Below are 25,324 nucleotides of genomic sequence, written 5' to 3'. Positions count from 1 at the left end.
CTTTTCCGGGCAGTGCTATTTGGCGCATAATAGCTATCTTTTATTTTTGGTATTCGTGTTTTCATGATCTATTCGAGTTCGACAACGGCAGTACCTGAGGTGGGCACGGTGCCGCGCCATGTGGCAATCATTATGGATGGCAATGGCCGCTGGGCAACCAAGCGCTTCCTGCCCCGCGTGGCTGGCCACGTCAAGGGCGCCGACGCCGTGCGCGGCATCGTCGAGACTTGCCTCGACCGTGGTGTCGAGTACCTGACCTTGTTTGCCTTCAGTTCGGAAAACTGGCGCCGCCCGGAAGAAGAGGTGTCGATGCTGATGCGCCTGTTCGTTACCATGCTGGAACGCGAAGTGGTCAAGATGCACGCCAATGATATCCGCCTCAAGGTCGTGGGCGACCTGTCGCGCTTCAATGAGCAGTTGCAAACCCTGATCGCCAATGCGGAACGCAAGACGGCGAACAACACGCGCCTGACGGTGTCCATCTGCGCCAATTACGGCGGCCGCTGGGATATCATGCAGGCAGTCAACAAAATGACGGCCGAGGCGGCAGCCAATGGCCAGAGCGCCGGGCACGCCTACACGGAAGAGCAATTGGCGCCGCACCTGGCCATGGCTTACGCGCCCGAGCCCGACCTGTTCATCCGCACGGGCGGCGAGCAGCGCATTTCCAATTTCCTCCTGTGGCAACTGGCGTACACTGAGTTGTTTTTCACCGAGACTTTCTGGCCCGACTTCAATGACGAGTGCCTCGACGCGGCAATCGCGTCTTACCAGCAGCGCGAACGGCGCTTTGGCCGTACCAGCGCGCAATTAACTGAAAAGACAAACTGATGCTGAAAACACGGATAATCACCGCCCTGGTCTTGTTGGCGGTCTTGCTGCCGGTTCTGTATCTGAATTATTTCCCCGCCTTCGCCGTGATCGCCACGGCGTTCTTCGGCGCCGCCATCTGGGAAAGCTTCCGCATTTTCAAAAATCGCCAGGCGCTCTTGATTGCCGCCATCTGGACTGCCGCCTTCGCTTATACGTTTTTTGTCGGCAACGGCATGGTGCAGCTCAATTTCTGGTTCGCCCTGTGCGTGGCCATCTGGCTGATCCGCTTCGTGCCTTCGCTGGCGACGGGTTTGCCGCCCACCGAAGGTCTGGGCAATACCTTGCTCAGCCTGGTGTATCCGGTGACCATCGTCGGCTGCTTCGTCGCCATCATCGCCTTGTTCCTGCATAGTCCCTTGTACCTGCTGTCCGTGATGGCCCTCGTGTGGATCGCCGATATCGGCGCCTATTTCTCGGGCAAGGCTTTCGGCAAGCGCAAGCTGGCGCCAAGCATTTCCCCGGGTAAATCCTGGGAAGGCGCCATCGGCGGCGGCATCGCCGTGCTCGTCATCGCCGCCATCACGATTTTCGCCGCGCCAGCGCTGCCGGTCTTGCAAGACACCTTTGCCGTGCAGCTGCAATTGCGCCGCGGCTGGCTGGTGGCCTTGCTGGTGCTGCTGCTGATCGTCGCCGCCAGCATCGTCGGCGACCTGTTCGAATCCCAATTGAAGCGCCGCGCCGGCATCAAGGACAGCAGCAACCTGCTGCCTGGCCATGGCGGTGTACTCGACCGTATCGACGCGCTGATCCCGGTCCTGCCATTTGCCGCCCTCGTGGCCAGCTGGCTTTAAGGAAACTCATGCAATACATCACCATCCTTGGCGCGACCGGTTCGATCGGCGTGTCCACCCTGGACGTGCTCGCGCGTCACCCGGAGCAATACAGCGTGTACGCGTTGAGCGCGCACAGCCGTGTGGCCGAACTGGCCGCCCAGTGCCTGCAATTCCGTCCCCAGCGCGCCGTCGTCGGCACGGCTGACGCCGCCCTTGAGCTGACGCGTTTGCTGCGCGGGCAGGGCGTCGATACGCAAGTCGAGTACGGCGTGGAGGCACTGTGCGCCATCGCCAGCGCGCCGCAAGTGACGGGCGTGATGGCAGCCATCGTCGGCGCGGCCGGCCTGGCGCCGACCCTGGCGGCGGCACGTGCCGGGAAGAAAGTGTTGCTGGCCAACAAGGAAGCGCTGGTCATGTCCGGCCAGCTGTTCATCGATGCCGTGCATGACAACGGCGCCGTACTGCTGCCGATCGACAGCGAACATAACGCCATCTTCCAATGCATGCCGCATGCTCATGGTCGCGCGCCGGGCGCCGCGGGCGTAGCGAAAATCGTGCTGACGGCGTCAGGCGGCCCCTTCCTCACGCGCGACGTCGAGACGCTCGACACGGTCACGCCGGACCAGGCTTGCAAGCATCCGACCTGGGCCATGGGGCGCAAGATTTCCGTCGATTCGGCCACCATGATGAACAAGGGCCTGGAAGTGATCGAGGCGCACTGGCTGTTCGGCGCGCCGGCGGAGCAGATCGAGGTGCTGATCCACCCGCAAAGCGTGATCCATTCGATGGTCTCGTACATCGACGGTTCCGTGCTGGCCCAGCTGGGCAATCCGGACATGCGCACGCCGATCGCGCATGCGCTGGCATATCCACAGCGTATCAACTCTGGCGTGGCGCAGCTTGACCTGGCGCAAGTGGCCACCTTGCAGTTCGAACGTCCCGATTTCCGCCGCTTCCCCTGCCTGGCGCTGGCCTTCGACGCCTTGCGCGCGGGCGGCACGGCGCCGGCCTTGCTGAACGCGGCCAATGAAGTGGCCGTGCAAGCCTTCCTCGACGAACAGATCGGCTTCCGCCAGATCGACCGGGTCATCGCGCACGTGATCGAGACGGTGCCGCACGGCGCCGCTTCGAGCATCGAGGCCGTGATGGAGCAGGACCGCCTGGCCAGAGCGGCCGCGCACGCGTACATCGCCCACAGGCTGGCCGCATGACCCTGATTACCACCTTGCTGGCGTTCATCGTCGCGCTGGGCTCGCTGATCACCTTGCACGAGCTGGGCCACTACCTGGCGGCGCGCTGGTGCGGCGTAAAAGTGCTGCGTTTCTCGATCGGCATGGGAAAAGTGGTGTATTCGCGCAAATTTGGCAAGGACCAGACGGAATGGGCGATTTCCGCGCTGCCGCTGGGCGGCTATGTCAGCATGCTCGACAGCCGCGCGCAAGACCTCAGCGACTTGCCGGAAAGCGAATTGCGCCGCGAATTCACGCGCCAGAGCGTGTGGCGCCGCATCGCCATCGTGGCTGCCGGCCCGCTGGCCAACTTCCTCGTCGCCATCGTGCTGTACGCGGGCCTGTTCATGCATGGCATCGAAGAGCCGTCTAGCAAGCTCGGCCCCGTGGCCGAGCAGACCGCCGCCTATGCGGCCGGCTTGCGCAGCGGCGATACGGTCGAAGCGGTGAATGGCAAGGCCGTGGCCAGCTGGTCCGAGCTGCGCTGGGAACTGATCCAGGCCACCCTCGACAAGCAGCCGGCGCGCATCGAAGTGCGCCGTCCCGACCGTGGTCAGCAGGAAGCGACCTTGCCGACGGCCAGCCTGACGGAAGCGGACCTGGAAGGCGACGTGCTGGGCAAGCTGGGCCTGACCCTGGCCCGTTCCGCGCCCACCTTGATGGAAATCATGCCCGATGGCGCCGCCGCGCGCGCCGGCCTGCAGAAAAACGACCAGATCCTGGCCATCGACGAACAGCCCGTGCACGACGTGGCGGCCGTCATCGCCACTCTGAGCCAGGCGCCGGGCCGGACCTTGCAATTGCAGCTCTTGCGCCAGGGCCAGGACCTGACCCTGTCCATTACGCCGGACGCCGTGCCGGGCGCCGGGGCAGAGGGAGCTGTAACAGTTGGTAAGATACAGGCAAAGCTGGGACAGGTGCCGGATATGATCACCGTGGCCTCCGGACCGTTCTCTGCCGTGGGCAAGGCGTCCGCCAAGGTCTGGGATACCAGTGTCATGAGCCTGAAAATGCTGGGCAAAATGATCACCGGCCAGGTCTCGCTGAAGAATGTGACGGGTCCCATTACCATCGCCGATTACGCGGGCCAGACGGCGCGCATCGGCCTGGTAAGCTACCTGAGCTTCATTGCCTTCATCAGTATCAGTCTGGGCGTGATGAATTTGCTACCCATTCCTGTTCTGGATGGCGGGCATTTGCTGTATTATTCGCTGGAAGTTTTGACCGGACGCCCCTTGCCGGAGCGCGTAGGCGAGATTGCCCAGCGCCTGGGGATCGGTTTGTTGCTGACCTTGATGGTGCTTGCCGTCTTTAATGACGTGTTGCGATTGCTGAATTAGGGCCGTGGTTGATGCCATTGCGTGAGTCGCACAAGCAATCTTTTGTGTATGTTGTCCATTGATTTACCCATTGAATAACCCCAATGAAATTACATTCTGCTCGTTTTGCCTTGCCTTCCTTTCGTCGCAGCCTGATCGGCGCCGCCGTCATGGCCATCTGTTCCGGCCACGCGCTGGCCGTCCAGCCATTTACTGTCAAGGACATCCGGGTCGAAGGGATCCAGCGTACCGAAGCGGGCACCGTCTTTGCCTACCTGCCGGTGCGGGTCGGCGAAACGTTCTCCGACGAGAAGAGCGTTGCCGCCATCAAGGCCCTGTATGCGACGGGCATGTTCAAGGATGTGCGCCTGGAAGCCGAGGGCGACGTGCTGGTGGTGCTGGTCGAGGAACGTCCGGCCATCGCTTCCGTGGCATTTACGGGTACCAAGGAATTTGAAAAGGATGTGCTGGTCAAGGCATTGAAGGAAATCGGCGTAGGCGAAGCCAAGATTTTCGACAAGGCATCCGTTGACCGCGCGGAACAGGAACTCAAGCGCCAGTACCTGTCGCATGGCCTGTACGGCGTGAAGATCACCACCACCGTCACGCCGATCGAGCGCAACCGCGTCAACGTGGTGTTCGCCGTCGACGAGGGCGACGTGGCCCGCATCAAGCAGATCAACATCGTCGGCAACAAGGCCTTCACCGACAAGGAACTGCGCGAGCAGCTGGCCCTGAACACGGGCGGCTGGTTCAGCTGGTACACCAAGGCCGATCAATATTCGAAGACCAAGCTGACGGGCGATATCGAGTCGCTCAAGTCCTACTACCTGGACCGCGGCTATATCGAGATGCAGGTCGACTCGACGCAAGTGTCGATCACGCCCGATAAAAAAGACATTTACCTGACGATCAATATCACCGAAGGTGAAAAGTACAAGATCGCCGGCACCAAGTTCGAAGGCGAGATGTTCGGCCGCGAAGAAGAGCTGAAAGCCCTGAACCTGATGCGCGAAGGCGAAATCTATTCGGGCGCGCGCCTGACGGCGACGAACAAGCGCATCCAGGACCGCCTGGCCACGTTCGGCTACGCGTTTGCCAACGTCAACGCCAATCCGGAAATCAACCGTGAAAAGCATGAAGTCGGTTTCACCTTCTTCATCGATCCGGGCAAGCGCGTCTACGTGCGCCACATGAATATCGCCGGCAATACCACCACGCGCGATGAAGTCATCCGCCGCGAATTCCGCCAGTTCGAATCGTCCTGGTATGACAGCAACAAGATCAAGCTGTCGCGCGACCGTGTCGACCGTCTGGGCTACTTCAAGGACGTGACCATCGACACGCCGGAAGCGCAGGGCACGACCGACCAGGTCGACGTCAACGTGACGGTGGTGGAAAAACCAACGGGTAACTTCCTGATCGGCGGCGCTTTCTCGCAATCGGAAAAATTCACCCTGTCGGCGTCGATTTCGCAGGCCAACTTTGCCGGTAGCGGCAACACGGTCGGCATTGAACTCAATACCAGCCATTACAGCCGCACGATTGCGTTTTCGCAAACCAATCCGTACTTCACGGACGACGGCATTTCGCGCAGCTTTGAAGTCTACCTGCGGACGACGGAACCGCCGGCGCTGAACATCGGCAGCTACAAGATCAAGCAAACCGGTGGCCGCGTCAGTTTCGGCGTGCCGTTCTCCGAAGTCGACACCGTCTTCTTCGGTATCGGCGCCGAGCGCTCGCGCATCGAGACCGACGTCACCAGCCCGATCCGCTTCAAGCAGTACGTGGTCGACAATGGCGGCCCGTCCGACGGTATCGGTTCGGCCACCACCAATTCCATCCCGCTGACGGCGGCATGGCAGCGCGACAGCCGCGACAGCGCCATGACGCCATCGATCGGCCGCTACCAGCGCATCAACCTGGAGGCTGACGTGATCGGCGACCAGAAGTACTTCCGTGCCATCTACGAGCACCAGTACTTCCGTCCGCTGTTCAGCAAGGTCACCCTGGCGCTGAAGGGCGAGATCGATTACGGCCACGGTATCGGCAATCACGTGTACCCCGTCTTCAAGAACTTCTACGGCGGCGGCATCGGTTCGGTGCGCGGCTACCTGAGTTCTTCGCTGGGCGCGGTTGAACCGAGCACCAACGATGCATTGGGCGGCGCTTCGCGCCTGATCGGTAACGCGGAACTGCAGATGCCATTCCCCGGTTCGGGCAATGACCGCAGTCTGCGCTGGTTCGGTTTCCTTGACGGCGGCCAGGTCTATCAGGAAGGCGAAAAAATGCGGATTTCGCAATTGCGCTATTCTGCTGGCTTGGGCATCAGCTGGATTTCACCGGTGGGCCCGCTCAAGCTGAGCTATGCCAAGCCGCTGAACGCCAAGCCGACGGACCGCCTGGAGCGCTTCCAGTTCCAGATGGGCACCGGTTTCTAACCGGCCATCTGAACCGGGGCGACAGCTTTTACTTTTTGACCATGGAGTATCATGAACACCGCATCCGCTACCCTGCCCAAGTCCCTTGCCATGATTGCATTGTGCTGGAGTTCGCTGTTGCCGGTGCAGGCGCAGGCTCAGGAGTCGAAGATCGCCTGGATCAGCAGCGAACGTATTTATAACGAATCGAGGCTGGCCAAGCTGGCCAGCGCCAAGCTGGCCGAAGAGTTCCGCTCGCGTGAAAAAGCCGTGCAGGAACTGGCCAGCCGCTTCAAGGTCGCCAACGAAGCCCTGGAAAAGGACATGCCGACCCTGAGCGAGGCAGAGCGCGCCAAGCGCCAGCGCGAGTTTTTCGAGCTGGACAAGGAGCTGCAACGCCGCCAGCGCGAGTTCCGCGAAGACCTGAGCCAGCGCACGAACGAAGAGCGCAGCGCCATCGCGGAAAAAGCCAACACCATCATCCAGCAGATGGCGCATATCGAAGGATATGACATCGTGCTGCAGGAAGCCCTGTGGGCCAGCCCGCGCATCGACATCACCGACAAGGTCTTGAAGGCGCTGGACAAGTAATCGAAACGGTTTCAAGCCTGCCAGTGCATGCTCTGCGTGCACTGGCGGGCGTATTTATAAAGGTAATCAGATGGGCACTCGACTAGGAGAATTGGTCGAACGCTTCGGCGGGCAATTGGCGGGCGATCCCAACCTGGAAGTCACAGGCATCGCACCGCTGGCCGACGCCGGCGCTTCGCACATCAGCTTTCTCAGTAATAGCAAATTCCGCGCACAGGCGGCCAGCAGCGGCGCTGCCGCGCTGATCCTCACGCCGGCCGACGACGCGCTGATCGGCGACGAGTACGCCGGCGCGCGCATCGTCACACCGAATCCCTATGTGTATTTCGCGCGCGCGGCGCAGTATTTCGCCGCCTTGCACGAGATCAAGGCCCCGGTCGGCATCCATCCGGGCGCCTTTGTCGACGCCAGCGCGCAGGTTGACGCCAGCGCCTCCGTCGGCGTGCATGCGGTGATCGAAGCGGGCGTCGTGATCGGTGCCGGCTGCGTCATCGGGCCTGGCTGCGTGGTGGGGCGCGACGCCGTCATCGGCGCGGGCACCCAGCTGCTGGCCAACGTGACCTTCCATGCGCGCTGCGTGATCGGCCAGCGCGGCATCATCCATTCGGGCGCCGTGATCGGCACCGACGGATTCGGCTTCGCCAACGAAGGCGGCGTGTATATCAAGATTCCGCAGACGGGCAGGGTGGTGATCGGTGACGATGTCGATATCGGCGCCAACACCACCATCGACCGCGGCGCACTGGCCGACACCATCATCGAAGATGGCGTCAAGCTCGATAACCAGATCCAGATCGGCCACAACTGCCATATCGGCGCACACACGGCCATGGCCGGCTGCGTCGGCGTGGCCGGCAGCGCCGTCATCGGCAAGTACTGCACCTTTGGCGGCGCCGCCATGGTGCTGGGCCACCTGACCATTGCCGACCGCGTCCACGTGGGCTCGGGCAGCATGGTCTCGCGTTCGATCGCGGAGCCGGGCCAGTACACGGGTTTTTATCCGCTGGCCAAGAACGCCGACTGGGAAAAGAGCGCCGCCATCGTGCGCAACCTGTCAAGCATGCGCGAGAAGATCCGCGCGCTTGAAAAAACAATTAAAACACTGACCACGCAAGACGAAAAATGACTACTGAAAAAAAGACCCTCGACATCCTGGCCATCAAATCGCTGCTGCCGCACCGCTATCCGCTGCTGCTGGTTGACCGCGTGCTGGACTGGGAAGCGAACAAAACCATCACCGCCATCAAGAACGTGACGGTTAACGAAGAGTTCTTCCAGGGCCATTTCCCGCACAAACCGGTCATGCCCGGCGTGCTGATGATCGAAGCGCTGGCGCAAACGGCGGCCTTGCTGTCGTTCCTGTCGATGGGCGTGAAACCGGACGAAAATTCGGTGGTGTACTTCGTCGGCATCGACAATGCGCGCTTCAAGCGTCCTGTCGAACCGGGCGACCAGCTGAAGATGGATGTGGAAATCCTACGCGTCTCGCGCGGCATCTGGAAATACAAGGCAGTTGGCTCCGTCGACGGCAAAGTGGCGCTGGAAGCGGAACTGATGTGCACCATCCGCAGCGCGCAGGATGCGAGCCAGTCTGCGAGCCAGCCAGCGGGGCAGTAATATGGCGGCCATCCACTCCACGGCAGTGATCGACCCGAAGGCCGAGCTCGACAGTTCGGTCGAGGTGGGTCCGTACACCATCATCGGTCCGCACGTGCGCATCGGCGCCGGCACCAGGGTCGGCCCGCACGTGGTCATCGACGGCCACACGACGATCGGCAGCGACAACCACCTGTTCCAGTTTTCTTCCATCGGCGCGCAGCCGCAGGATAAAAAATGGGCGGGCGAGGCGACGCGCCTGGAAATCGGCGACCGCAACACCATCCGCGAATTCTGCACCTTCAACACGGGTACCGTGCAGGGCGGCGGCGTGACGCGCCTGGGCAACGACAACTGGATTTCGGCATACGTGCACCTGGCGCATGACTGCCTGGTGGGCAATAACACGATTTTTTCGAACAACGCCCAGCTGGCGGGCCACGTGGAGATCGGCGATTGGGTCATCATGAGCGGTTTCGCCAATGTGCACCAGTTCTGCAAGATCGGCGCGCATGCCTTTGTCGGCATGAGCACCAGCCTGACGCAGGACGTGCCGCCTTTTGTGCTGTTGAACGGCAATCCGGCGCAGGCGCATGGCGTCAATATCGAGGGCTTGAAACGCCGCGGCTTTACGCGCGAGCAGATCAACGGCATACGCACCGCGTATAAACTCATCTACCGCTCGGGACTGACCCTGGAGGAATCGAAGGCAGCCCTGTTCGAAGAGGAAGCGGCGTCGTCGCCCGAGGTGGCGGAAAACATTCGCGCCATGCGCGAATTCCTTGGCGTGGCCTCGCGTGGCATCGTCCGCTGACCAGGCCAGCGGCCTCGCTGTCGCCATCGTCGCCGGCGAGGTGTCGGGCGACCTGCTGGCCAGCCGGCTGCTGTCCGGCCTCGTGCCGCAGCTGCCCGGCGCGCGCTTCCATGGCATCGGCGGCGAGCACATGGCCAAGCAGGGCTTTGTATCCGACTGGCCGCTCGACAAGCTGACGGTACGGGGCCTGTTTGAGATCATTCCCCGCTACCGCGAAATCAAGGGCATCCAGAACGCGCTGCGCGACCAGTTGCTGGCCGAGCGTCCCGCCGTCTTCATCGGCGCCGATTACCCCGGCTTCAATCTGGGCCTGGAACAGCAGCTCAAGGAAGGCGGCATCCCCACCGTGCACTACATCGGGCCGCAGATCTGGGCCTGGCGCGGCGGGCGCATCAAGAAAATCATCAAGGCCGTCTCGCACATGCTGGTGATCTTCCCGTTCGAGGAAGAGATCTACCGCAAGGCGGGCGTGCCCGTCACCTATGTCGGCCATCCGCTGGCCGAAATGATCCCCTTGCAGCCCGACGAAGCGGCCGCGCGCCGCACCCTGGGCTTGCCGGACGACGCGAACGTCGTGACCCTGATGCCGGGCAGCCGCATGGGCGAGCTCAAATACAATACGGTGGCGTTCGTGGCCGCCTGCAAGCTGCTGCTGGCGCGCGACCGCTCCCTGCGTTTCGTCGCGCCCATGGCCGGTGAAAAACAGCGCCATTACTTTTTGCAGCTGATCCGCGAAGCGGGCCTGCAGGACGTCGAGATACTGCTGACGGATGGCGGCTCGCATACGGCCATCTGCGCCGCCGATGCGGTGCTGGTGGCGTCCGGCACGGCCTCGCTGGAAGTAGCGTTGTACAAGAAACCCATGGTCATCGCCTACAAGATGATGCGGGCGTCGTGGGAAATCATGCGCCACATGGGTTACCAGCCGTGGATTGGTTTGCCGAATATCCTGGCGCGCGACTACCTGGTGCCCGAGCTGCTGCAAAACGCGGCCAGCCCGGAAGCGCTGGCCGAGGCCATGTGGCAGCAGCTGAGCGACGTGCCGGGCCGCCTGCGCCTGGTGCAGCGCTTCACGGACATGCACCACAGCTTGCTGCGCGACAGCGCGCGCGAAAGCGCCAACGCCGTCATGCAAGTCATCGCCGCCAACCGCAAGTAACTCCCGATCACCGCTTCAACTGCAGTACCAACCAAAGATTCAACGTGAAAAATATCTATCCCGGCCTGTTTGACGACTTGCCATTCTCGCTCGATGAAATCATCTGCGGTGTCGACGAGGCAGGGCGCGGTCCGCTGGCCGGCCCCGTGTTCGCCGCCGCCGTGATCCTCGACCCGAACCGGCCCATCGACGGCTTGCGCGATTCGAAAAAGCTCACCGAAGCCAGGCGCGACCTGCTGGCGCCGCAAATCAAGGCCAAGGCCCTGGCCTGGGCCATCGCTGAAGCGTCGGAAGAGGAAATCGACCGCCTGAACATTTTGCAGGCGTCGATGCTGGCCATGCGCCGTGCCGTCGAGGCTTTGACTACCGTGCCGACCCTGGCCCTGATCGACGGCAACCGCTGCCCCGTGATGCCGATACGCGGCATGGCCATCATCGGCGGCGACGACAAGGTCGATTCGATTTCCGCCGCCTCGATCCTGGCCAAGACGGCGCGCGACGCGGCACTGGTGCACCTGCATGCGGCCTATCCCGAATACTGCTTCGATCAGCACAAGGGCTATGGCACGAAATTGCACCTGGAGCGCCTGCACCTGCACGGCGCCTCGCCCGTGCACCGCCGCTCGTTCGCGCCCGTGCGCAACGTGATCGCCTTGTTTGGCGGACAGGAGGTGGTGGCATGAAGACGATTACCTCGCGCGACAATGCGCAATACAAGGATTTGCTGAAACTGGCGGGCAGTTCGCAGGCGCGCCGCAAGTCGGGCCGCACCCTGCTCGACGGCGTGCACCTGTGCCAGTCCTACCTGCAACTGCGCGGCATGCCGGAGCAGTGCATCGTCAGCGAAAGCGCCTTGCAGAACCCGGAAGTGGCGGACATCGTCGGCCAGCTGGAAAGCCAGCGTGCGCACGTGCTGGGCTTGCCCGACGGGCTGTATCACGCCGTGAGCCAGGTTGAGCACGGCGTGGGCGTGATGTTTCTCATCGAGACGCCGGAACGGGCCGTCACGCAGCCGCTGAGCGTGTCGGCCGTGCTGCTCGATAACCTGCAAGACCCGGGCAACGTGGGTTCCATCCTGCGCAGCGCGGCGGCCGCCGGCATCACGCAGGTGTATTGCAGCGCCGGCACGGCCTTCTGCTGGTCGCCGAAGGTGCTGCGCGCGGCGATGGGCGCGCACTTCGTGCTCGACATCTTTGAAAACGTCGACCTGGCAGCGCTCGTTTCCGGCGCCAAGGTGGCGACGCTCGCCACCAGCGGCTATGCCACGCAGCGATTGTACGACGTCGACCTGCGCCAACCCGTCGCCTGGCTCTTCGGCCATGAAGGGCAGGGCGTGGCCGACGATTTATTGTCGATGGCCACGCACCAGGTGGTCATTCCCCACCTGGGCCAGATCGAATCGCTGAACGTGGCCGCCTGCGCCGCCGTCTGCTTCTTCGAGCAGCTGCGCCAGGGCCAGGCCTGAACAGGGTAGCCATGTCCTTCCCCCTGCTTGCCGACGGTGCGGCCCGGGACGAAGCCTGGTGGCGTCAGGTGGCCGCGTTTTATCCTGCGCCGCCGGACGCCATCGTCAATCTCGAACACGGCTATTTCGGCGCCATGGCCGCGCCCGTGCAAGCGGCCTTCGAGCAGGCCGTGCGCTACACCAATGAGCAACTGAGTCCTTTCGTGCGCGGCGAGTTCACGCGCACGCATGTGGATATTGTGCGCCGGCGCGTCGCTGAACTGATCCATGCCGAACCGCACGAAATCCTGCTGACCCGCAGCGGCACCGAGTCCATGCAGGTGCTGATCACGCAATACCACGGCCTGGCGCCCGGCGATACGGTGCTGTGGAGTAATCTCGACTATCCGGCCATGCGCACGGCCATGCGCTGGCTGGCGCAGCGCCGTGGCGTCACCAGCACGCAAGTCACATTGCGCTTGCCCATCAGCGATGCCGAGATCGTCGCCCGTTACGCGCAAGCCATGCGCCAGGCCGTCCAGCCCAAATTGCTGCTGCTGTCGCAGGTGACGCCGGCCAGCGGCCAGCAACTGCCGGTGCGGGAGATCATGGCGCTGGCGCGCGAGCATGGTATCGACGTGCTGCTCGACAGCGCCCATGCGCTGGGGCAGGTCGACGTGGACGTGCAGGCCCTGGGCGTCGATTTCGCCGGTTTCAATCTGCACAAATGGCTGGGGGCGCCGGCGGGACTGGGTGTCGTGTATATCCGCGCATCGCAGCTGCACAAGATCGAGCCGCATTTTGGCGACGAGGATTATCCGTTGGATGATATCCGCGGCCGGCTGCACATGGGCATGCCGCCGATCGGCGCCATCCTGGCCGCGCCTGCCGCATTGGACTTCCATGCGCGCCTGGGCGGTACGCCGGCCAAGAGGGAGCGTCTGGCCTGGCTGCGCGATTACTGGGTCAGTCGCGCCGCGCAACTGCCCGGCGTGCGCATGTTGTCGCCGCTCGATGCGAAACGGGGCACGGCACTGGTGGCGTTTGCCGTCGACGGCATGAGCGCGCGCCAGTTGCAGCAAGCCTTGCTGCAGCGCTTTGGCATCTTCACGGTGGAGCGCAATATCGGCGATACCGACATCGTGCGCGCCACGGTGGCCATCACGACGCAGACCAGTGAACTCGATCAGCTGGTCGCCGCGCTGACGGTGCTTTCGAGCGAAACGAACGCCTGACAAAACCGTAGCGAGCGGAAGGGAGAGGTGGCCGAGAAGCGCAACCGTACTTGGTACGGGGGCGCCGAGCCGGTGAGCATCGCAAGCCGCCTATACCGACGCGCAGCAGGTTTGGTCAGGTGTTCTCAGTATTCGCGGCGGTTCGGCTTGATCTCTTGCAGGATTGTCGTGGAGATCTCTTCGATCGACTTGGTGGTCGACGACAGCCAGCGGATACCCTCGCGTTTCATCATTTTTTCCGCCTCGTTGACTTCGTAACGGCAGTTTTCGATGGCCGCATACTTGCTTCCAGCGCGTCTTTCGTTGCGTATTTCCGACAAACGTTCGGGCGTAATGCTCAATCCGAAAATTTTATTCTTAAATTCCAGCAAGGCCGATGGCAGCTTGTCGCGCTCGAAATCGTCGGGAATCAGCGGATAATTGGCCGCCTTGATGCCATATTGCATGGCCAGGTACAGGCTGGTCGGGGTCTTGCCAGAGCGCGAAACTCCCACCAGAATGACATCGGCCGAGGACAGGTTCTTGTGCGACTGGCCATCGTCGTGCGCCAGCGAATAGTTGATCGCCTCGATGCGGTTCTTGTATTCCTCGCTGTCGACGATGTTGTGCGAGCGCCCGATGGTATGGGTCGACATCACGCCCAGTTCCTGCTCCAGCGGGGCGACAAAGGTCTGGATCAGGTCCATGTGCATGCCGCTGGACTTGCGGATCACGGCCGACAGGTCGTTCTTCACCAGGGTCGAGAAAATGATCGGGCGCTGCCCATCGGTGGCGAAGGCTTCGTTGATCTTGCGCGCCGCCTCGTAGGCCTTGTCCATGGTATCGATGAAGGGCAGGCGGATCTGGCGGAAGCGCAGATCGAACTGCGTCAGCACCGAGTGGCCGAACGTCTCGGCGGTGATGCCGGTGCCGTCGGAAACGAAGAAGACGGTGCGGGCCGCGGAGGGCAGAGGAGGGCGTGGTTCTTGTGTCATGGGTTTTCGGATCAAGATTGTGCGTCGTCAATTTGCGCCGCACAAGGTAAAATGGCTGCAACGGTATGATTGTGCTGCACGACGCCAAGAATAACAAGAAGACTGTCTGTGCGCCGCGCGTAAAGATTTCTATCATCAGTAAGGGTGTCATTATGACCAACGCAGTATCGCAACAGCAGGAAGACAAGGACGCGGTGTATGTTGCCTCGTTCGAGCATTTGCGCATGACGGATGTCGAATCCGTCGGCGGCAAGAACGCCTCCCTGGGCGAAATGATCAGCCAACTGGCGGAAGCCGGCGTGCGCGTGCCCGGTGGCTTTGCCACCACGGCGCAGGCATTCCGCGATTTCCTGTCATATAGCGCCAACGGCGGCTTGCCGCTGGCCGAACGCATCGCCCAGCGCCTCGAAGGGCTGAACATCGATGACGTGCGCTCGCTGGCGCAAGCCGGCGCCGAGATCCGTCAATGGATCGTGGAAACACCATTCCAGCCCCGCCTGGCCGCCGAAATCGACCAGTTCTACGCCAAGCTGGTGGCCGATTCCGATACCGAAATGTCGTTTGCCGTACGTTCCTCAGCCACGGCGGAAGACTTGCCGGACGCGTCCTTTGCTGGTCAGCAAGAAACCTTCCTGAACGTGGTCGGCATCGACAACGTGCTCGAAGCCATGAAGCAGGTGTTCGCGTCGCTGTACAACGACCGCGCCATCTCGTACCGCGTGCACAAGGGCTTTACGCACGCTGAAGTGGCCCTGTCGGCCGGCGTGCAGCGCATGGTGCGCTCCGACCTGGGCGCGGCTGGCGTGATGTTTACCATCGATACCGAATCGGGCTTCAAGGACGTGGTCTTCGTCACTTCCAGCTATGGCCTGGGCGAAACCGTGGTGCAGGGCGCCGTCAATCCCGACGAATTCTATGTGCACAAGCCGATGCTGGAAAAAGGCAAGTCGCCCGTGATCCGCCGCAATATCGGCTCGAAACTGCTGAAGATGGAATTCACGAACGAAGCGAAAGCCGGCCGTTCCGTGAAAACCGTCGACGTGCCCGTCGAAATGCGCAACCGCTACTCGCTGAACGACAGCGAAGTGGTGGAACTGGCCAAATACGCCGTCATCATCGAAAACCACTACGGCCGTCCGATGGACATCGAGTGGGGCAAGGATGGCCGCGACGGCAAGCTGTACATCCTGCAGGCGCGTCCTGAAACCGTCAAGTCGCAGCAAAAGGCGACCGACGTGCAAGAGCGCTTCAAGTTGAAAAGCACCGGCACCGTGCTGACCTCCGGCCGCGCCATCGGCCAGAAGATCGGCGCCGGCCCCGTGCGCGTGATCCACGACCCGGCCGACATGGAACGCGTGCAGCCAGGCGACGTGCTCGTTGCCGACATGACGGACCCGAACTGGGAACCGGTCATGAAGCGCGCTTCGGCCATCGTCACCAACCGTGGCGGCCGTACTTGCCACGCGGCAATTATCGCGCGTGAGCTGGGCGTGCCTGCCGTGGTCGGCTGCGGCAACGCCACCGACGTGCTGAAGGACGGCACCTTCGTCACTGTGGTGTGCTCCGAAGGCGACGAAGGCAAGATCTACGATGGCTTGCTGGAAACGGAAGTGTCGGAAGTGTCGCGTGGCGAATTGCCGAAGCTCGACACCAAGATCATGCTCAACGTGGGCAATCCGCAACTGGCGTTCGACTTCCAGTCCGTGCCGAATGCGGGCGTGGGCCTGGCGCGCCTGGAATTCATCATCAATAACAATATTGGTGTGCACCCACGCGCGATCCTGGAATACCCGAACATCGATGCCGACCTGAAAAAGGCCGTGGAATCGGTGGCGCGCGGCCACGCTTCGCCAAAAGCGTTCTACATCGACAAGCTGGCCGAAGGCATCGCCACCATCGCCGCCGCGTTCTGGCCGAAAAAAGTCATCGTGCGCCTGTCCGACTTCAAGTCGAACGAGTACAAGAAGCTGATCGGCGGTTCGCGCTACGAGCCGGACGAGGAAAACCCGATGCTGGGCTTCCGCGGCGCGGCGCGCTACCTGTCGGCCGACTTCTCCGAAGCGTTCAACATGGAATGCGAAGCGATGAAGCGTGTGCGCAATGACATGGGCCTGACGAACGTGGAAATCATGGTGCCCTTCGTGCGCACCCTGGGCCAGGCCGAGAAAGTCATCGACTTGCTGGCGAAGAATGGCTTGAAGCGCGGCGAGAACGGCTTGCGCGTCATCATGATGTGCGAAGTGCCGTCGAACGCCATCCTGGCCGACCAGTTCCTCGACCATTTCGACGGCTTCTCGATCGGTTCGAACGACCTGACCCAGCTGACCCTGGGCCTGGACCGCGATTCCGGCATGGAATTGCTGGCCGCCGACTTCGACGAGCGCGATCCTGCCGTGAAAGCCCTGCTGGCCCTGGCCATCAAGGCTTGCCTGGCACGCGGCAAGTACATCGGCATTTGCGGCCAGGGTCCTTCCGACCATCCGGACTTCGCCGTCTGGCTGATGGAGCAGGGCATCGAATCGATGTCGCTGAACCCGGACTCGGTGATCGATACCTGGCAAAAGCTCGCTGCGCTGAAAGCGTAAGCGTCTTGTCCGCCCTCTGAAAACCCGCTGCCGCTCACCCGGCAGCGGGTTTTTTTATGCCTGCCATGCGGCGCACGCCTGTATTCGATGGCATTGCGCCAGATCAGCTAAAATGATTCCACCAATACATTGAAACGGGAGTTCTCATGGCAAGCAAGAAACCGAGCAAAGTGGCAAAGATCGACATCGGCATTTCCGAGGCGGACCGCGCGAAGATTGCGGAAGGCCTGTCCGGCCTGCTGGCCGACAGCTACACCTTGTACCTGATGACCCATAATTTTCACTGGAACGTCAAGGGGCCGATGTTCAACACCCTGCACCTGATGTTCATGACGCAATACACGGAACAGTGGGCCGCGCTGGACCTGATCGCCGAGCGCATCCGCGCCCTCGGCTATCCTGCGCCGGGCACCTACAAGGAATTCGTCAAGCTGGCCTCGATCAAGGAAATCGACGGCGTGCCGCCGGCGCTGGACATGGTCAGCCACCTGGTATCGGCACAGGAAGCGACTGCGCGCACGGCGCGCCGCCTGTTCCCGCTGCTGGAAAAAGCCAATGACCAGCCGACGGCCGACCTGATCACGCAGCGCCTCGATTTGCATGAAAAGACGGCGTGGATGCTGCGCAGCCTGCTGGAAGAGTAATTGCCGGGCCTGCGGCGCTAATTCGCCCCTGCCTATTGACGCCATCAGGAATTGCGTTAGACTGTTTGTATATAGGTGTTTGGCAAGAATAATATCAGGCAGTAATACGCATTAAACCCCGTCGCTTATATAGGCTGCGGGGTTTTTTATTTTCGGATTCGCAAAGATGGAGGCATCATGGCTGAATGGGTAGGCTGGTTTGTGGCGGCTGGCGCGGTATTGATCCTGGAGCTGTTTACGGGCACGTTTTATTTGCTGATGATCGCCATCGGTATCAGTGCCGGAGGACTGGTGGCGCTGGCGGGCGGCAATGGCGGCTGGCAAGCCCTGACGGCCGCCATTGTCGGCGTGGCGGCCACCCTGTTATTGCGGCGCAGCCGTTTTGGCAAGGCGGCGCGGCGCGATGCGGCGCAGGATCCGAATGTCAATCTCGATATCGGCCAAAGCGTGGCGGTCGCGCATTGGGTCGATGGCGCGGCGCGCGTCATGTACCGCGGCGCCTTGTGGGATGTGGAACTGATTCCCGGCAGCGATACGCAAGCCGGCCATTACACCATATGCGCCGTGCGTGGCAGCCGTTTGATTGTTGGATAACCTGGAGAGTAGATTATGGAAGTAAGCATCGGAAGCATGTCGTTGATCTTGTTATTGCTGGCATTGGTATTTGTCTTCAAGACGGTCAATGTGGTACCGCAGCAGCATGCCTGGGTGGTGGAGCGCCTGGGCAAGTTCCATGCGGTATTGGGCCCTGGCTTGAATATCGTCGTGCCTTTTGTCGACCGTATCGCCTACAAGCACGTGCTCAAGGAAATTCCGCTCGACGTGCCGCCGCAGGTATGTATTACGCGCGACAATACGCAATTGCAGGTCGATGGCATTCTGTATTTCCAGATTACCGACGCCATGCGTGCTTCGTATGGCTCGTCGAATTATATCGCCGCCATTACGCAACTGGCGCAAACGACCTTGCGTTCGGTGATCGGTAAAATGGAACTCGACAAGACATTTGAAGAACGCGACCATATCAATACGGCCATCGTGAATGCCATCGATGAATCGGCGGCGAATTGGGGCGTCAAGGTATTGCGCTATGAAATCAAGGATTTGACGCCGCCCAAGGAAATCCTGCATGCGATGCAGGCGCAGATTACGGCTGAACGCGAAAAGCGTGCGCTGATTGCCGCCTCGGAAGGGCGCAAGCAGGAGCAGATCAATATCGCCAGCGGCGAGCGCGAAGCGGCGATTGCCCGCTCGGAAGGCGAAAAGCAGGCGTCGATCAACCGCGCCGAAGGCCAGGCCACGGCCATCGTCGCACTGGCGCAAGCCAGTGCCGAAGCGCTGCGCCAGGTGGGCGCCGCCATCCGCGAGCCGGGCGGCGAAGATGCCGTCAACCTGAAAGTGGCCGAGCAGTATGTGGGCGCGTTCGCGCAATTGGCGAAAACAAATAACTCGATTATCGTGCCGGCCAATCTGGGCGATATGAGCGGTTTGATCGCCACGGCGATGCAGGTGGTGAAAACGCAAAAGCCGAAAAGCGGTGTGGCTATTCCTTGATTGCCTGGTGAATAGCAAACTCGTAGCAAGTTAGTCGTCAAAACTGCCCGCCATATCGCGGGCAGTTTTCATTTGCGCTGCTGGAATATATGCTGGCGACAGGGCCCGAGTATCTGCGCTTTAAATGGCAATGTTGAAAATATTTTCTTTATGCTATGCTGTGCGCACTTTCGGGATTATATGCTGTCGTGCGACGCTTATCTTTTTGATTGAAGTAGAATCTGCTGCTCATGCATTGCGATGATTGAGCCGATATCCGCGGCGGATACTTGGGTAGTGTTTGAAAGTCGGTGCATAATTGGCGATAGTATTGCTCCCATGTATATTTTGAATTGCAATTTATGATTACTATAAATTGCAATGAAGCAGAAAGTGCTGCAAAATAAATACTGCCGATGGTGCTGCATTGAATCGCGATCGCACAAGGAAGGGAAGTCGGCGCAGACAGTCGGTCCGGCGCGATGTCCGCTCCCTGGATTGAAGACTTACATCATCTGAAGGTCGGGGAAGTCGGGTTTTTGGTAAAAGAATTGTAAAAAACAATCAAATCTCAAGAAAAATCACCTCAGTCGCGTTACAATTGGATAGAATTTAACTGTTCAGTTATATTTTTCAACTCACACAAGGAAATATCATGGATCTGTCCAGCTTATCCCTGTCCGAACTGCGCACCTTGCAGGACGACATCAAGAAGCAAATGAAGAAACGCGAACAGGACGATCTGTCCAAAGCGCGTGAACAAATCCTGGCAATCGCCCAGAGCGTTGGCGTTTCCGTAAAAGATCTGGTTGGTACCGGTATCCGCGCTAAAACCGGCACGGTCGCAGTACGCTATCGCAATCCGGATGATGCGACGCAGCAATGGACTGGCCGTGGCCGTCAACCGAAATGGGTCAAAGAGTGGACCGATTCGGGCAAGTCGCGCGATCTGCTGAAGGTTTGATCCTGAAGGTTTAACAAACCGTTCATTCGGATGCTTGTCCTGTGGAGTAGTACAGGTGTAGTACAAGGCAGCATGCAAGCATCCGGAACTTTCCTGATTAATCGTCTTTGGCCAGGCAGGCAAAGCTGATTCATTCGTTTATCTCCATGGTATTTTCGATAATACTTGTCTTATTCCCGCAGTATCTCTTCCTTTTCCTGTTTTCATCCCATTGCGCTGTGCATTTCCGTTTGCCGCAGGTACCGGCAAAATAAAACCCGGCATATAGCCGGGCTTGGTGGTATTGGCGCAGATCGCTGCGCGTGGTGCCGGATCAGCGGCGGTGCGACTTCATTGCCGCCTGCACTTCGCGCGCGCCGTCGCGGTCGCGTTCCGCTGCCCGCTTGTCGTGCTGTTTCTTGCCCTTGGCCAGGCCGATTTCGCATTTGACGCGGCCGCCCTTGTAGTGCAGGTTGAGCGGCACCAGCGTATAGCCGGAGCGTTCCACCTTGCCGATCAGTTTATCCATTTCCGCACGGTGCAGCAGCAGCTTGCGCGTGCGTACGGCTTCCGGGTGGATGTGGGTAGAGGCGGTCGGCAGGGCGCTGATATGCGCGCCGAACAGGAAGAGTTCATCGCCGCGGACGACAACGTAGGCTTCCTTGATTTGTACGCGGGCGTCGCGGATGGCTTTGACTTCCCAGCCTTCCAGCACGATGCCGGCTTCGTAGCGATCCTCGATAAAGTAGTCGTGGAAGGCTTTTCTGTTGTCTGCTATGGTCATGAGATGGTAAATGTGCGCGGGTCGGTTAAACTACTGTCTCGCGCAAGCGCGATAAAATCAAATGTATCCAACATCATAGCAAATGGTTCTTCAATGGCAGTAGTACATAAATCAGTTTTTCTCGGCTATAGCGCCGAACAAATGTTCGCGCTGGTGGCGGCGGTGGAGGATTATCCCAAATTCCTGCCCTGGTGCGGTGCGGTCGAGATTCGCGAGCGGGGCGAGAACACGGTCGTCGCCAGCGTGGGCATACATTACCACGGCGTGCGCCAAAGCTTCACCACGTCCAACGAGAACGTGCCGCCGAGCTCCATCAAGATGAAGCTGGTAGACGGTCCTTTCAAGACCCTCGACGGCGTGTGGACCTTCAAGGCCCTGCGTGAAGATGCGTGCAAGATCGAGCTGGACCTGCATTACGAGTTTTCCAGCCGTGTGCTCGAGCAGATCATCGGCCCCGTCTTCGGCATGATCGCCAACAGCATGGTCGATTCCTTCTGCAAGCGCGCGGAGACGGTGTATGGCTGAAGTGAGCATCCAGGTGCAAGTTTGCCATGCTTTGCCGGATAGCAGCTTCCTGCGCACCTTGACGGTGGCTGCAGGCGCCACCATCAGGCAGGCGGTGGAGCAGAGCGGCTTGCTGCAGGAAGTCCCCGGCATCGACCTGGCCGTGAATATGGTCGGCATCTATGGCAAGAAGAAGCCGTTGGACACCGTCTTGCGCGAGCATGACCGGATCGAGGTGTACCGTCCGCTGCAGGCGGACCCGAAAGAAGCGCGCCGCCGGCGTGCCAGCGGCAAGCCCGCCAAGACCTGACGGGTCTGGGAGAGGGCAGGGCTGCGGCTGGCCCTGGCGGGACATTTTTTTGCTATTTCCAAATATCTTTTCTATGCTGCAAGGACGGAGGGCGCTTTTTTCTGTATAATCTGCTTTTGCGCCAATAGGAAATGCTATGCGTCTACTTCAAAAAGCACTCACATTCGATGACGTGCTGCTCGTCCCAGCCTACTCCAACGTTTTGCCCGCCGATACGTCCCTCAAAACTCGTCTGACCCGCAATATCACCCTGAATATTCCCTTGCTGTCCGCAGCCATGGATACGGTGACGGAAGCCCGCCTCGCGATCGCGATGGCCCAGGAAGGCGGCATCGGCATCATTCACAAGAATTTGAATCCGAAAGACCAGGCGCGTGAAGTGGCCCGCGTGAAGCGTTTTGAAGCCGGCGTGCTGCGCGACCCGATCACGATTCCGCCGGAAATGAAAATCCGCGACGTGATCGCCCTGACGGAACAATACGGCATCAGCGGTTTCCCTGTCGTCAAGGGCAAGGAAGTTGTCGGCATTATCACCAACCGCGATTTGCGCTTTGAGCAGGAACTCGACGCGGAAGCTTCCGCCAAGATGACCCCGCGCGAAAAACTCGTGGTCGTCAAGGAAGACGCCGATACGGCCGAAGCCAAGCGCCTGATGAACAAGCACCGCCTCGAGCGCGTGCTGGTCGTCAACGACGCGTTCGAACTGCGCGGTCTGATCACCGTCAAGGATATCCAGAAGTCGACTTCCCACCCGTTCGCGTCGAAAGACAGCCAGGGCAAACTGCTGGTCGGCGCTGCCGTCGGCGTAGGCGCCAAGGATGAAGAACGCATCGACCTGCTGGTCGCTGCCGGCGTCGACGTGCTGGTGGTCGATACGGCCCACGGCCACTCGCAAGGCATCCTCGACCGCGTACGCTGGATCAAGACCAAGTATCCGCAAGTCGAAGTGATTGGCGGCAACATCGCTACGGCCGCTGCCGCCAAGGCGCTGGTGGAATACGGTGCCGATGCGGTCAAGGTCGGCATCGGCCCTGGCTCCATCTGCACCACGCGTATCGTCGCCGGTGTGGGCGTGCCGCAAATTACGGCCATCTCGAATGTGGCTGAAGCACTGGAAGGCACGGGCGTGCCATGTATCGCCGACGGCGGTATCCGCTTCTCGGGCGACATCTCGAAAGCGCTGGCCGCTGGCGCCTCGACCGTCATGATGGGTTCCATGTTTGCCGGTACGGAAGAAGCACCGGGCGAAGTGATCCTGTACCAGGGCCGCAGCTACAAGTCGTACCGCGGCATGGGTTCGCTGGGCGCGATGTCCGATGGTTCGGCTGACCGTTATTTCCAGGACGCCACGATGAAGGCCGACAAGTTCGTGCCTGAAGGTATAGAAGGCCGCGTGGCCTACAAGGGCAGCGTGCTGGCGATCATCTTCCAGCTGGTGGGCGGCGTGCGTCAATCGATGGGTTACTGCGGTTGCGCCACCATCGACGAACTGCGCGAGAAGGCGGAATTCGTGGAAATCACCTCGGCCGGCATGCGCGAGTCGCATGTCCATGATGTGCAGATCACGAAAGAAGCGCCTAACTACCGCTCCGAGTAAGCGTACTGGAGAAACTGTCCATGGCTGCGTTCCAGTGCCTCGCCGTACTATTCGTACTGTCTTCGGCACTGCGCCTTGCCCTGAACAGTTTTCCAGCTACGCTATTGTGGTAGCGAAAGTCCAGACCGGCGCCCAGTGCGCCGGTTTTGCAATTGACCCTGAATAAAGCTCCGACCATGCACTCTAAAATCCTCATTCTCGATTTCGGTTCCCAAGTCACCCAGTTGATCGCCCGCCGCGTGCGCGATTCCGGCGTGTTTTCCGAAGTCTTCCCGTATGACGTCAGCGATGAATTCGTGCGCAACTATGGCGCCGCCGGCGTGATCCTGTCGGGCAGCCACAATTCCACGCTGGACGGCGATTCGCCGCGCGCGCCGCAAGCCGTGTTCGAGCTGGGCGTGCCCGTGCTGGGCATCTGCTACGGCATGCAAACCATGGCAGCCCAGCTGGGCGGCAAGGTGGAAAACGGCCTGGTGCGCGAATTCGGCTACGCCGAAGTGCGCGCCCGCAGCCATACCAAGTTGCTCAACGGCATTGCCGACTTCGTCACTGACGAAGGTCACGGCATGCTGAAAGTGTGGATGAGCCACGGCGACAAGGTGCTGGAAATGCCGCCTGGCTTCAAGCTGATGGGCAACACCCCGAGCTGCCCGATCGCCGCCATGGCCGACGAAGAGCGCCAGTTCTACGGCGTGCAATTCCACCCGGAAGTGACGCACACGGTGCAGGGCAAGGCCATGATCGGCCGCTTCGTGCATGAAATCTGCGGCTGCAAGTCGGACTGGAACATGCCCGATTACATCAGCGAAGCGGTGGAAAAGATCCGTGCGCAAGTCGGTAGCGACGACGTCATCCTGGGCCTGTCCGGCGGCGTCGATTCGTCCGTTGCGGCTGCCCTGATCCACCGCGCCATCGGCGACCAGCTGACCTGCGTCTTCGTCGACCACGGCTTGCTGCGCCTGGACGAAGGCAAGATGGTGATGGACATGTTCGCCAAGAACCTGGGCGTGAAAGTCATCCGCGTCGATGCGGAAGACCAGTTCATGGGCCATTTGGCCGGCGTCACCGATCCCGAGCAAAAGCGCAAGATCATCGGCCGCGAATTCGTCGAAGTCTTCCAGGTCGAGTCGGGCAAGCTGGTCAACGCCAAATGGCTGGCGCAAGGCACGATTTACCCGGACGTGATCGAATCGGCCGGCAAAGGTAAAAAGGGCCAGACCATCAAGAGCCACCACAACGTGGGCGGCTTGCCGGACACCATGAAGCTCAAATTGCTCGAACCCTTGCGCGAACTGTTCAAGGATGAAGTGCGCAAACTGGGCGTCGCGCTCGGCTTGCCGCATGACATGGTCTACCGCCACCCATTCCCGGGCCCGGGCCTGGGCGTGCGCATCCTCGGCGAAGTCAAGAAAGACTATGCCGACCTGCTGCGCCGCGCCGATGCCATCTTCATCGAAGAGCTGCGCAACACGCCGTACGAGTTCGTCGCCGGCCAGGCCGTCGACCCGGACGCGCTGCCAGCGAACTGGTACGAAGCGACCAGCCAGGCGTTCGCCGTCTTCCTGCCCGTCAAATCGGTGGGCGTGATGGGCGATGGCCGTACCTACGAATACGTGGTGGCCCTGCGCGCCGTGCAAACGCAGGACTTCATGACGGCCCACTGGGCGCACCTGCCGCACAGCTTGCTGGGCAAGGTCTCCAACCGCATCATCAATGAAGTGCGCGGCATCAACCGCGTCGTCTACGATATTTCGGGCAAGCCGCCGGCGACCATCGAATGGGAATAATCTCCCGTCCGGCACCGTAAGGTAACGCCGGGTCAATGAAACAGCTAAGCCCCTGATTTTTCAGGGGCTTTTTTTATTTTGTCTGGCAAACGCAAGCAACCCACGGCAGAGCCAAGCACGTTTTTTTGTGGGTACGGTTATGGGTACTCAACTTGCTGCCTGGAATATTTCACATTTGGTTCCCACCGCCCATTTGGCACGGTGAGGGTA

24 protein-coding genes are annotated in these 25,324 nt (G+C 60.7%); 22 read left to right on the top strand and 2 right to left on the bottom strand.

Features of this window, described 5'->3' with window-relative positions; translation table 11 throughout:
• Nucleotides 1-63 precede the first annotated feature (63 nt).
• From uppS to O0881_RS27280, 13 genes are all read left to right on the top strand, one after another.
• Complete coding sequence (uppS, locus tag O0881_RS27340) at nt 64-831, top strand: polyprenyl diphosphate synthase (protein WP_099664331.1); 768 nt, start codon at nt 64-66, stop codon at nt 829-831.
• A complete protein-coding gene (locus O0881_RS27335; protein WP_289913813.1) occupies nt 831-1,664 on the top strand; it encodes a phosphatidate cytidylyltransferase in 834 nt (277 codons plus the stop codon). Before uppS ends, O0881_RS27335 begins: the two co-directional genes overlap by 1 nt.
• Before the next feature lie 8 nt (nt 1,665-1,672).
• A complete protein-coding gene (ispC, locus tag O0881_RS27330; protein ID WP_099664329.1) occupies nt 1,673-2,857 on the top strand; it encodes a 1-deoxy-D-xylulose-5-phosphate reductoisomerase in 1,185 nt (394 codons plus the stop codon).
• Nucleotides 2,854-4,215 carry an RIP metalloprotease RseP gene (gene rseP / locus O0881_RS27325; protein WP_289913812.1) on the top strand — a complete coding sequence of 454 codons (1,362 nt, stop codon included), beginning with the start codon at nt 2,854-2,856 and terminating at the stop codon, nt 4,213-4,215. The genes ispC and rseP overlap by 4 nt, the downstream gene beginning before the upstream one ends.
• Nucleotides 4,216-4,298: 83 nt before the next feature.
• Complete coding sequence (gene bamA / locus O0881_RS27320; RefSeq protein ID WP_289913811.1) at nt 4,299-6,635, top strand: outer membrane protein assembly factor BamA; 2,337 nt, start codon at nt 4,299-4,301, stop codon at nt 6,633-6,635.
• A gap of 51 nt (nt 6,636-6,686) precedes the next feature.
• On the top strand, nt 6,687-7,205 hold the full coding sequence (locus O0881_RS27315) for an OmpH family outer membrane protein (RefSeq protein ID WP_099379860.1): 519 nt from the start codon (nt 6,687-6,689) through the stop codon (nt 7,203-7,205).
• Between the two features lie 70 nt (nt 7,206-7,275).
• Complete coding sequence (gene lpxD / locus O0881_RS27310) at nt 7,276-8,331, top strand: UDP-3-O-(3-hydroxymyristoyl)glucosamine N-acyltransferase (RefSeq protein WP_289913809.1); 1,056 nt, start codon at nt 7,276-7,278, stop codon at nt 8,329-8,331.
• Nucleotides 8,328-8,822 (top strand): 3-hydroxyacyl-ACP dehydratase FabZ, encoded by a 495-nt coding sequence (fabZ, locus tag O0881_RS27305; protein WP_071077748.1) that lies wholly within the window; start codon nt 8,328-8,330, stop codon nt 8,820-8,822. The genes lpxD and fabZ overlap by 4 nt, the downstream gene beginning before the upstream one ends.
• Before the next feature lies 1 nt (nt 8,823).
• A complete protein-coding gene (lpxA, locus tag O0881_RS27300) occupies nt 8,824-9,615 on the top strand; it encodes an acyl-ACP--UDP-N-acetylglucosamine O-acyltransferase (RefSeq protein WP_289913808.1) in 792 nt (263 codons plus the stop codon).
• The gene (lpxB, locus tag O0881_RS27295) at nt 9,599-10,774 is read left to right on the top strand and encodes a lipid-A-disaccharide synthase (protein ID WP_289913807.1); all 1,176 of its coding nucleotides are present in this window, start codon (nt 9,599-9,601) and stop codon (nt 10,772-10,774) included. Before lpxA ends, lpxB begins: the two co-directional genes overlap by 17 nt.
• 44 nt (nt 10,775-10,818) lie before the next feature.
• On the top strand, nt 10,819-11,457 hold the full coding sequence (gene rnhB / locus O0881_RS27290; protein WP_289913806.1) for a ribonuclease HII: 639 nt from the start codon (nt 10,819-10,821) through the stop codon (nt 11,455-11,457).
• Nucleotides 11,454-12,239: an RNA methyltransferase gene (locus tag O0881_RS27285; RefSeq protein ID WP_289913805.1), complete on the top strand. Its 786-nt coding sequence runs from the start codon at nt 11,454-11,456 to the stop codon at nt 12,237-12,239. Before rnhB ends, O0881_RS27285 begins: the two co-directional genes overlap by 4 nt.
• Before the next feature lie 11 nt (nt 12,240-12,250).
• Nucleotides 12,251-13,453 carry an aminotransferase class V-fold PLP-dependent enzyme gene (locus O0881_RS27280; protein ID WP_289913804.1) on the top strand — a complete coding sequence of 401 codons (1,203 nt, stop codon included), beginning with the start codon at nt 12,251-12,253 and terminating at the stop codon, nt 13,451-13,453.
• A gap of 125 nt (nt 13,454-13,578) precedes the next feature.
• Here the strand turns inward: O0881_RS27280 and O0881_RS27275 are convergent, their stop codons facing one another.
• Nucleotides 13,579-14,427 (bottom strand): pyruvate, water dikinase regulatory protein, encoded by an 849-nt coding sequence (locus tag O0881_RS27275; RefSeq protein WP_035818186.1) that lies wholly within the window; start codon nt 14,425-14,427, stop codon nt 13,579-13,581.
• A 152-nt stretch (nt 14,428-14,579) separates the two neighbouring features.
• Between O0881_RS27275 and ppsA the strand changes: the two genes are divergently transcribed.
• The 5 genes from ppsA to O0881_RS27250 all read left to right on the top strand — a co-directional run bounded on the left by ppsA (nt 14,580) and on the right by O0881_RS27250 (nt 20,153).
• A complete protein-coding gene (ppsA, locus tag O0881_RS27270; RefSeq protein ID WP_289913803.1) occupies nt 14,580-17,012 on the top strand; it encodes a phosphoenolpyruvate synthase in 2,433 nt (810 codons plus the stop codon).
• A 146-nt stretch (nt 17,013-17,158) separates the two neighbouring features.
• Entirely contained in the window at nt 17,159-17,656 is a 498-nt protein-coding gene (locus O0881_RS27265; RefSeq protein WP_034752224.1) for a Dps family protein, read from the top strand.
• A 177-nt stretch (nt 17,657-17,833) separates the two neighbouring features.
• Nucleotides 17,834-18,250 (top strand): NfeD family protein, encoded by a 417-nt coding sequence (locus tag O0881_RS27260; RefSeq protein ID WP_289913802.1) that lies wholly within the window; start codon nt 17,834-17,836, stop codon nt 18,248-18,250.
• Nucleotides 18,251-18,265: 15 nt separating this feature from the next.
• Complete coding sequence (locus O0881_RS27255; protein ID WP_099664320.1) at nt 18,266-19,210, top strand: stomatin-like protein; 945 nt, start codon at nt 18,266-18,268, stop codon at nt 19,208-19,210.
• Between the two features lie 634 nt (nt 19,211-19,844).
• The gene (locus O0881_RS27250; RefSeq protein ID WP_010397665.1) at nt 19,845-20,153 is read left to right on the top strand and encodes an H-NS histone family protein; all 309 of its coding nucleotides are present in this window, start codon (nt 19,845-19,847) and stop codon (nt 20,151-20,153) included.
• Between the two features lie 313 nt (nt 20,154-20,466).
• Here O0881_RS27250 and smpB read toward each other — a convergent pair whose 3' ends face one another.
• A complete protein-coding gene (smpB, locus tag O0881_RS27245; RefSeq protein WP_034784131.1) occupies nt 20,467-20,916 on the bottom strand; it encodes an SsrA-binding protein SmpB in 450 nt (149 codons plus the stop codon).
• Nucleotides 20,917-21,009: 93 nt separating this feature from the next.
• Between smpB and O0881_RS27240 the strand changes: the two genes are divergently transcribed.
• From O0881_RS27240 to guaA, 4 genes are all read left to right on the top strand, one after another.
• On the top strand, nt 21,010-21,441 hold the full coding sequence (locus tag O0881_RS27240; protein ID WP_034752216.1) for a type II toxin-antitoxin system RatA family toxin: 432 nt from the start codon (nt 21,010-21,012) through the stop codon (nt 21,439-21,441).
• The gene (locus tag O0881_RS27235) at nt 21,434-21,730 is read left to right on the top strand and encodes an RnfH family protein (protein WP_289913801.1); all 297 of its coding nucleotides are present in this window, start codon (nt 21,434-21,436) and stop codon (nt 21,728-21,730) included. Before O0881_RS27240 ends, O0881_RS27235 begins: the two co-directional genes overlap by 8 nt.
• A 136-nt stretch (nt 21,731-21,866) precedes the next feature.
• On the top strand, nt 21,867-23,327 hold the full coding sequence (guaB, locus tag O0881_RS27230; protein WP_034752206.1) for an IMP dehydrogenase: 1,461 nt from the start codon (nt 21,867-21,869) through the stop codon (nt 23,325-23,327).
• Between the two features lie 176 nt (nt 23,328-23,503).
• Nucleotides 23,504-25,114 (top strand): glutamine-hydrolyzing GMP synthase, encoded by a 1,611-nt coding sequence (gene guaA / locus O0881_RS27225; RefSeq protein WP_034777714.1) that lies wholly within the window; start codon nt 23,504-23,506, stop codon nt 25,112-25,114.
• The last annotated feature ends 210 nt before the right edge of the window (nt 25,115-25,324 follow it).

It is taken from the genome of Janthinobacterium sp. SUN100 (assembly GCF_030397705.1).
In the GTDB taxonomy this organism is placed as follows: Bacteria; Pseudomonadota; Gammaproteobacteria; order Burkholderiales; family Burkholderiaceae_D; genus Janthinobacterium; species Janthinobacterium kumbetense.
This window is presented reverse-complemented; position numbering and strand designations above follow the sequence as displayed.

Bases quoted from the DNA above. Each gene is read 5' to 3' on its own strand.
- uppS (WP_099664331.1), top strand. From the start codon at position 64: ATGATCTATTCGAGTTCGACAACGGCAGTACCTGAGGTGGGCACGGTG.
- O0881_RS27335 (WP_289913813.1), top strand. From the start codon at position 831: ATGCTGAAAACACGGATAATCACCGCCCTGGTCTTGTTGGCGGTCTTG.
- ispC (WP_099664329.1), top strand. From the start codon at position 1,673: ATGCAATACATCACCATCCTTGGCGCGACCGGTTCGATCGGCGTGTCC.
- rseP (WP_289913812.1), top strand. From the start codon at position 2,854: ATGACCCTGATTACCACCTTGCTGGCGTTCATCGTCGCGCTGGGCTCG.
- bamA (WP_289913811.1), top strand. From the start codon at position 4,299: ATGAAATTACATTCTGCTCGTTTTGCCTTGCCTTCCTTTCGTCGCAGC.
- O0881_RS27315 (WP_099379860.1), top strand. From the start codon at position 6,687: ATGAACACCGCATCCGCTACCCTGCCCAAGTCCCTTGCCATGATTGCA.
- lpxD (WP_289913809.1), top strand. From the start codon at position 7,276: ATGGGCACTCGACTAGGAGAATTGGTCGAACGCTTCGGCGGGCAATTG.
- fabZ (WP_071077748.1), top strand. From the start codon at position 8,328: ATGACTACTGAAAAAAAGACCCTCGACATCCTGGCCATCAAATCGCTG.
- lpxA (WP_289913808.1), top strand. From the start codon at position 8,824: ATGGCGGCCATCCACTCCACGGCAGTGATCGACCCGAAGGCCGAGCTC.
- O0881_RS27285 (WP_289913805.1), top strand. From the start codon at position 11,454: ATGAAGACGATTACCTCGCGCGACAATGCGCAATACAAGGATTTGCTG.
- O0881_RS27280 (WP_289913804.1), top strand. From the start codon at position 12,251: ATGTCCTTCCCCCTGCTTGCCGACGGTGCGGCCCGGGACGAAGCCTGG.
- O0881_RS27275 (WP_035818186.1), bottom strand. From the start codon at position 14,427: ATGACACAAGAACCACGCCCTCCTCTGCCCTCCGCGGCCCGCACCGTC.
- ppsA (WP_289913803.1), top strand. From the start codon at position 14,580: ATGACCAACGCAGTATCGCAACAGCAGGAAGACAAGGACGCGGTGTAT.
- O0881_RS27265 (WP_034752224.1), top strand. From the start codon at position 17,159: ATGGCAAGCAAGAAACCGAGCAAAGTGGCAAAGATCGACATCGGCATT.
- O0881_RS27260 (WP_289913802.1), top strand. From the start codon at position 17,834: ATGGCTGAATGGGTAGGCTGGTTTGTGGCGGCTGGCGCGGTATTGATC.
- O0881_RS27255 (WP_099664320.1), top strand. From the start codon at position 18,266: ATGGAAGTAAGCATCGGAAGCATGTCGTTGATCTTGTTATTGCTGGCA.
- O0881_RS27250 (WP_010397665.1), top strand. From the start codon at position 19,845: ATGGATCTGTCCAGCTTATCCCTGTCCGAACTGCGCACCTTGCAGGAC.
- smpB (WP_034784131.1), bottom strand. From the start codon at position 20,916: ATGACCATAGCAGACAACAGAAAAGCCTTCCACGACTACTTTATCGAG.
- O0881_RS27240 (WP_034752216.1), top strand. From the start codon at position 21,010: ATGGCAGTAGTACATAAATCAGTTTTTCTCGGCTATAGCGCCGAACAA.
- O0881_RS27235 (WP_289913801.1), top strand. From the start codon at position 21,434: ATGGCTGAAGTGAGCATCCAGGTGCAAGTTTGCCATGCTTTGCCGGAT.
- guaB (WP_034752206.1), top strand. From the start codon at position 21,867: ATGCGTCTACTTCAAAAAGCACTCACATTCGATGACGTGCTGCTCGTC.
- guaA (WP_034777714.1), top strand. From the start codon at position 23,504: ATGCACTCTAAAATCCTCATTCTCGATTTCGGTTCCCAAGTCACCCAG.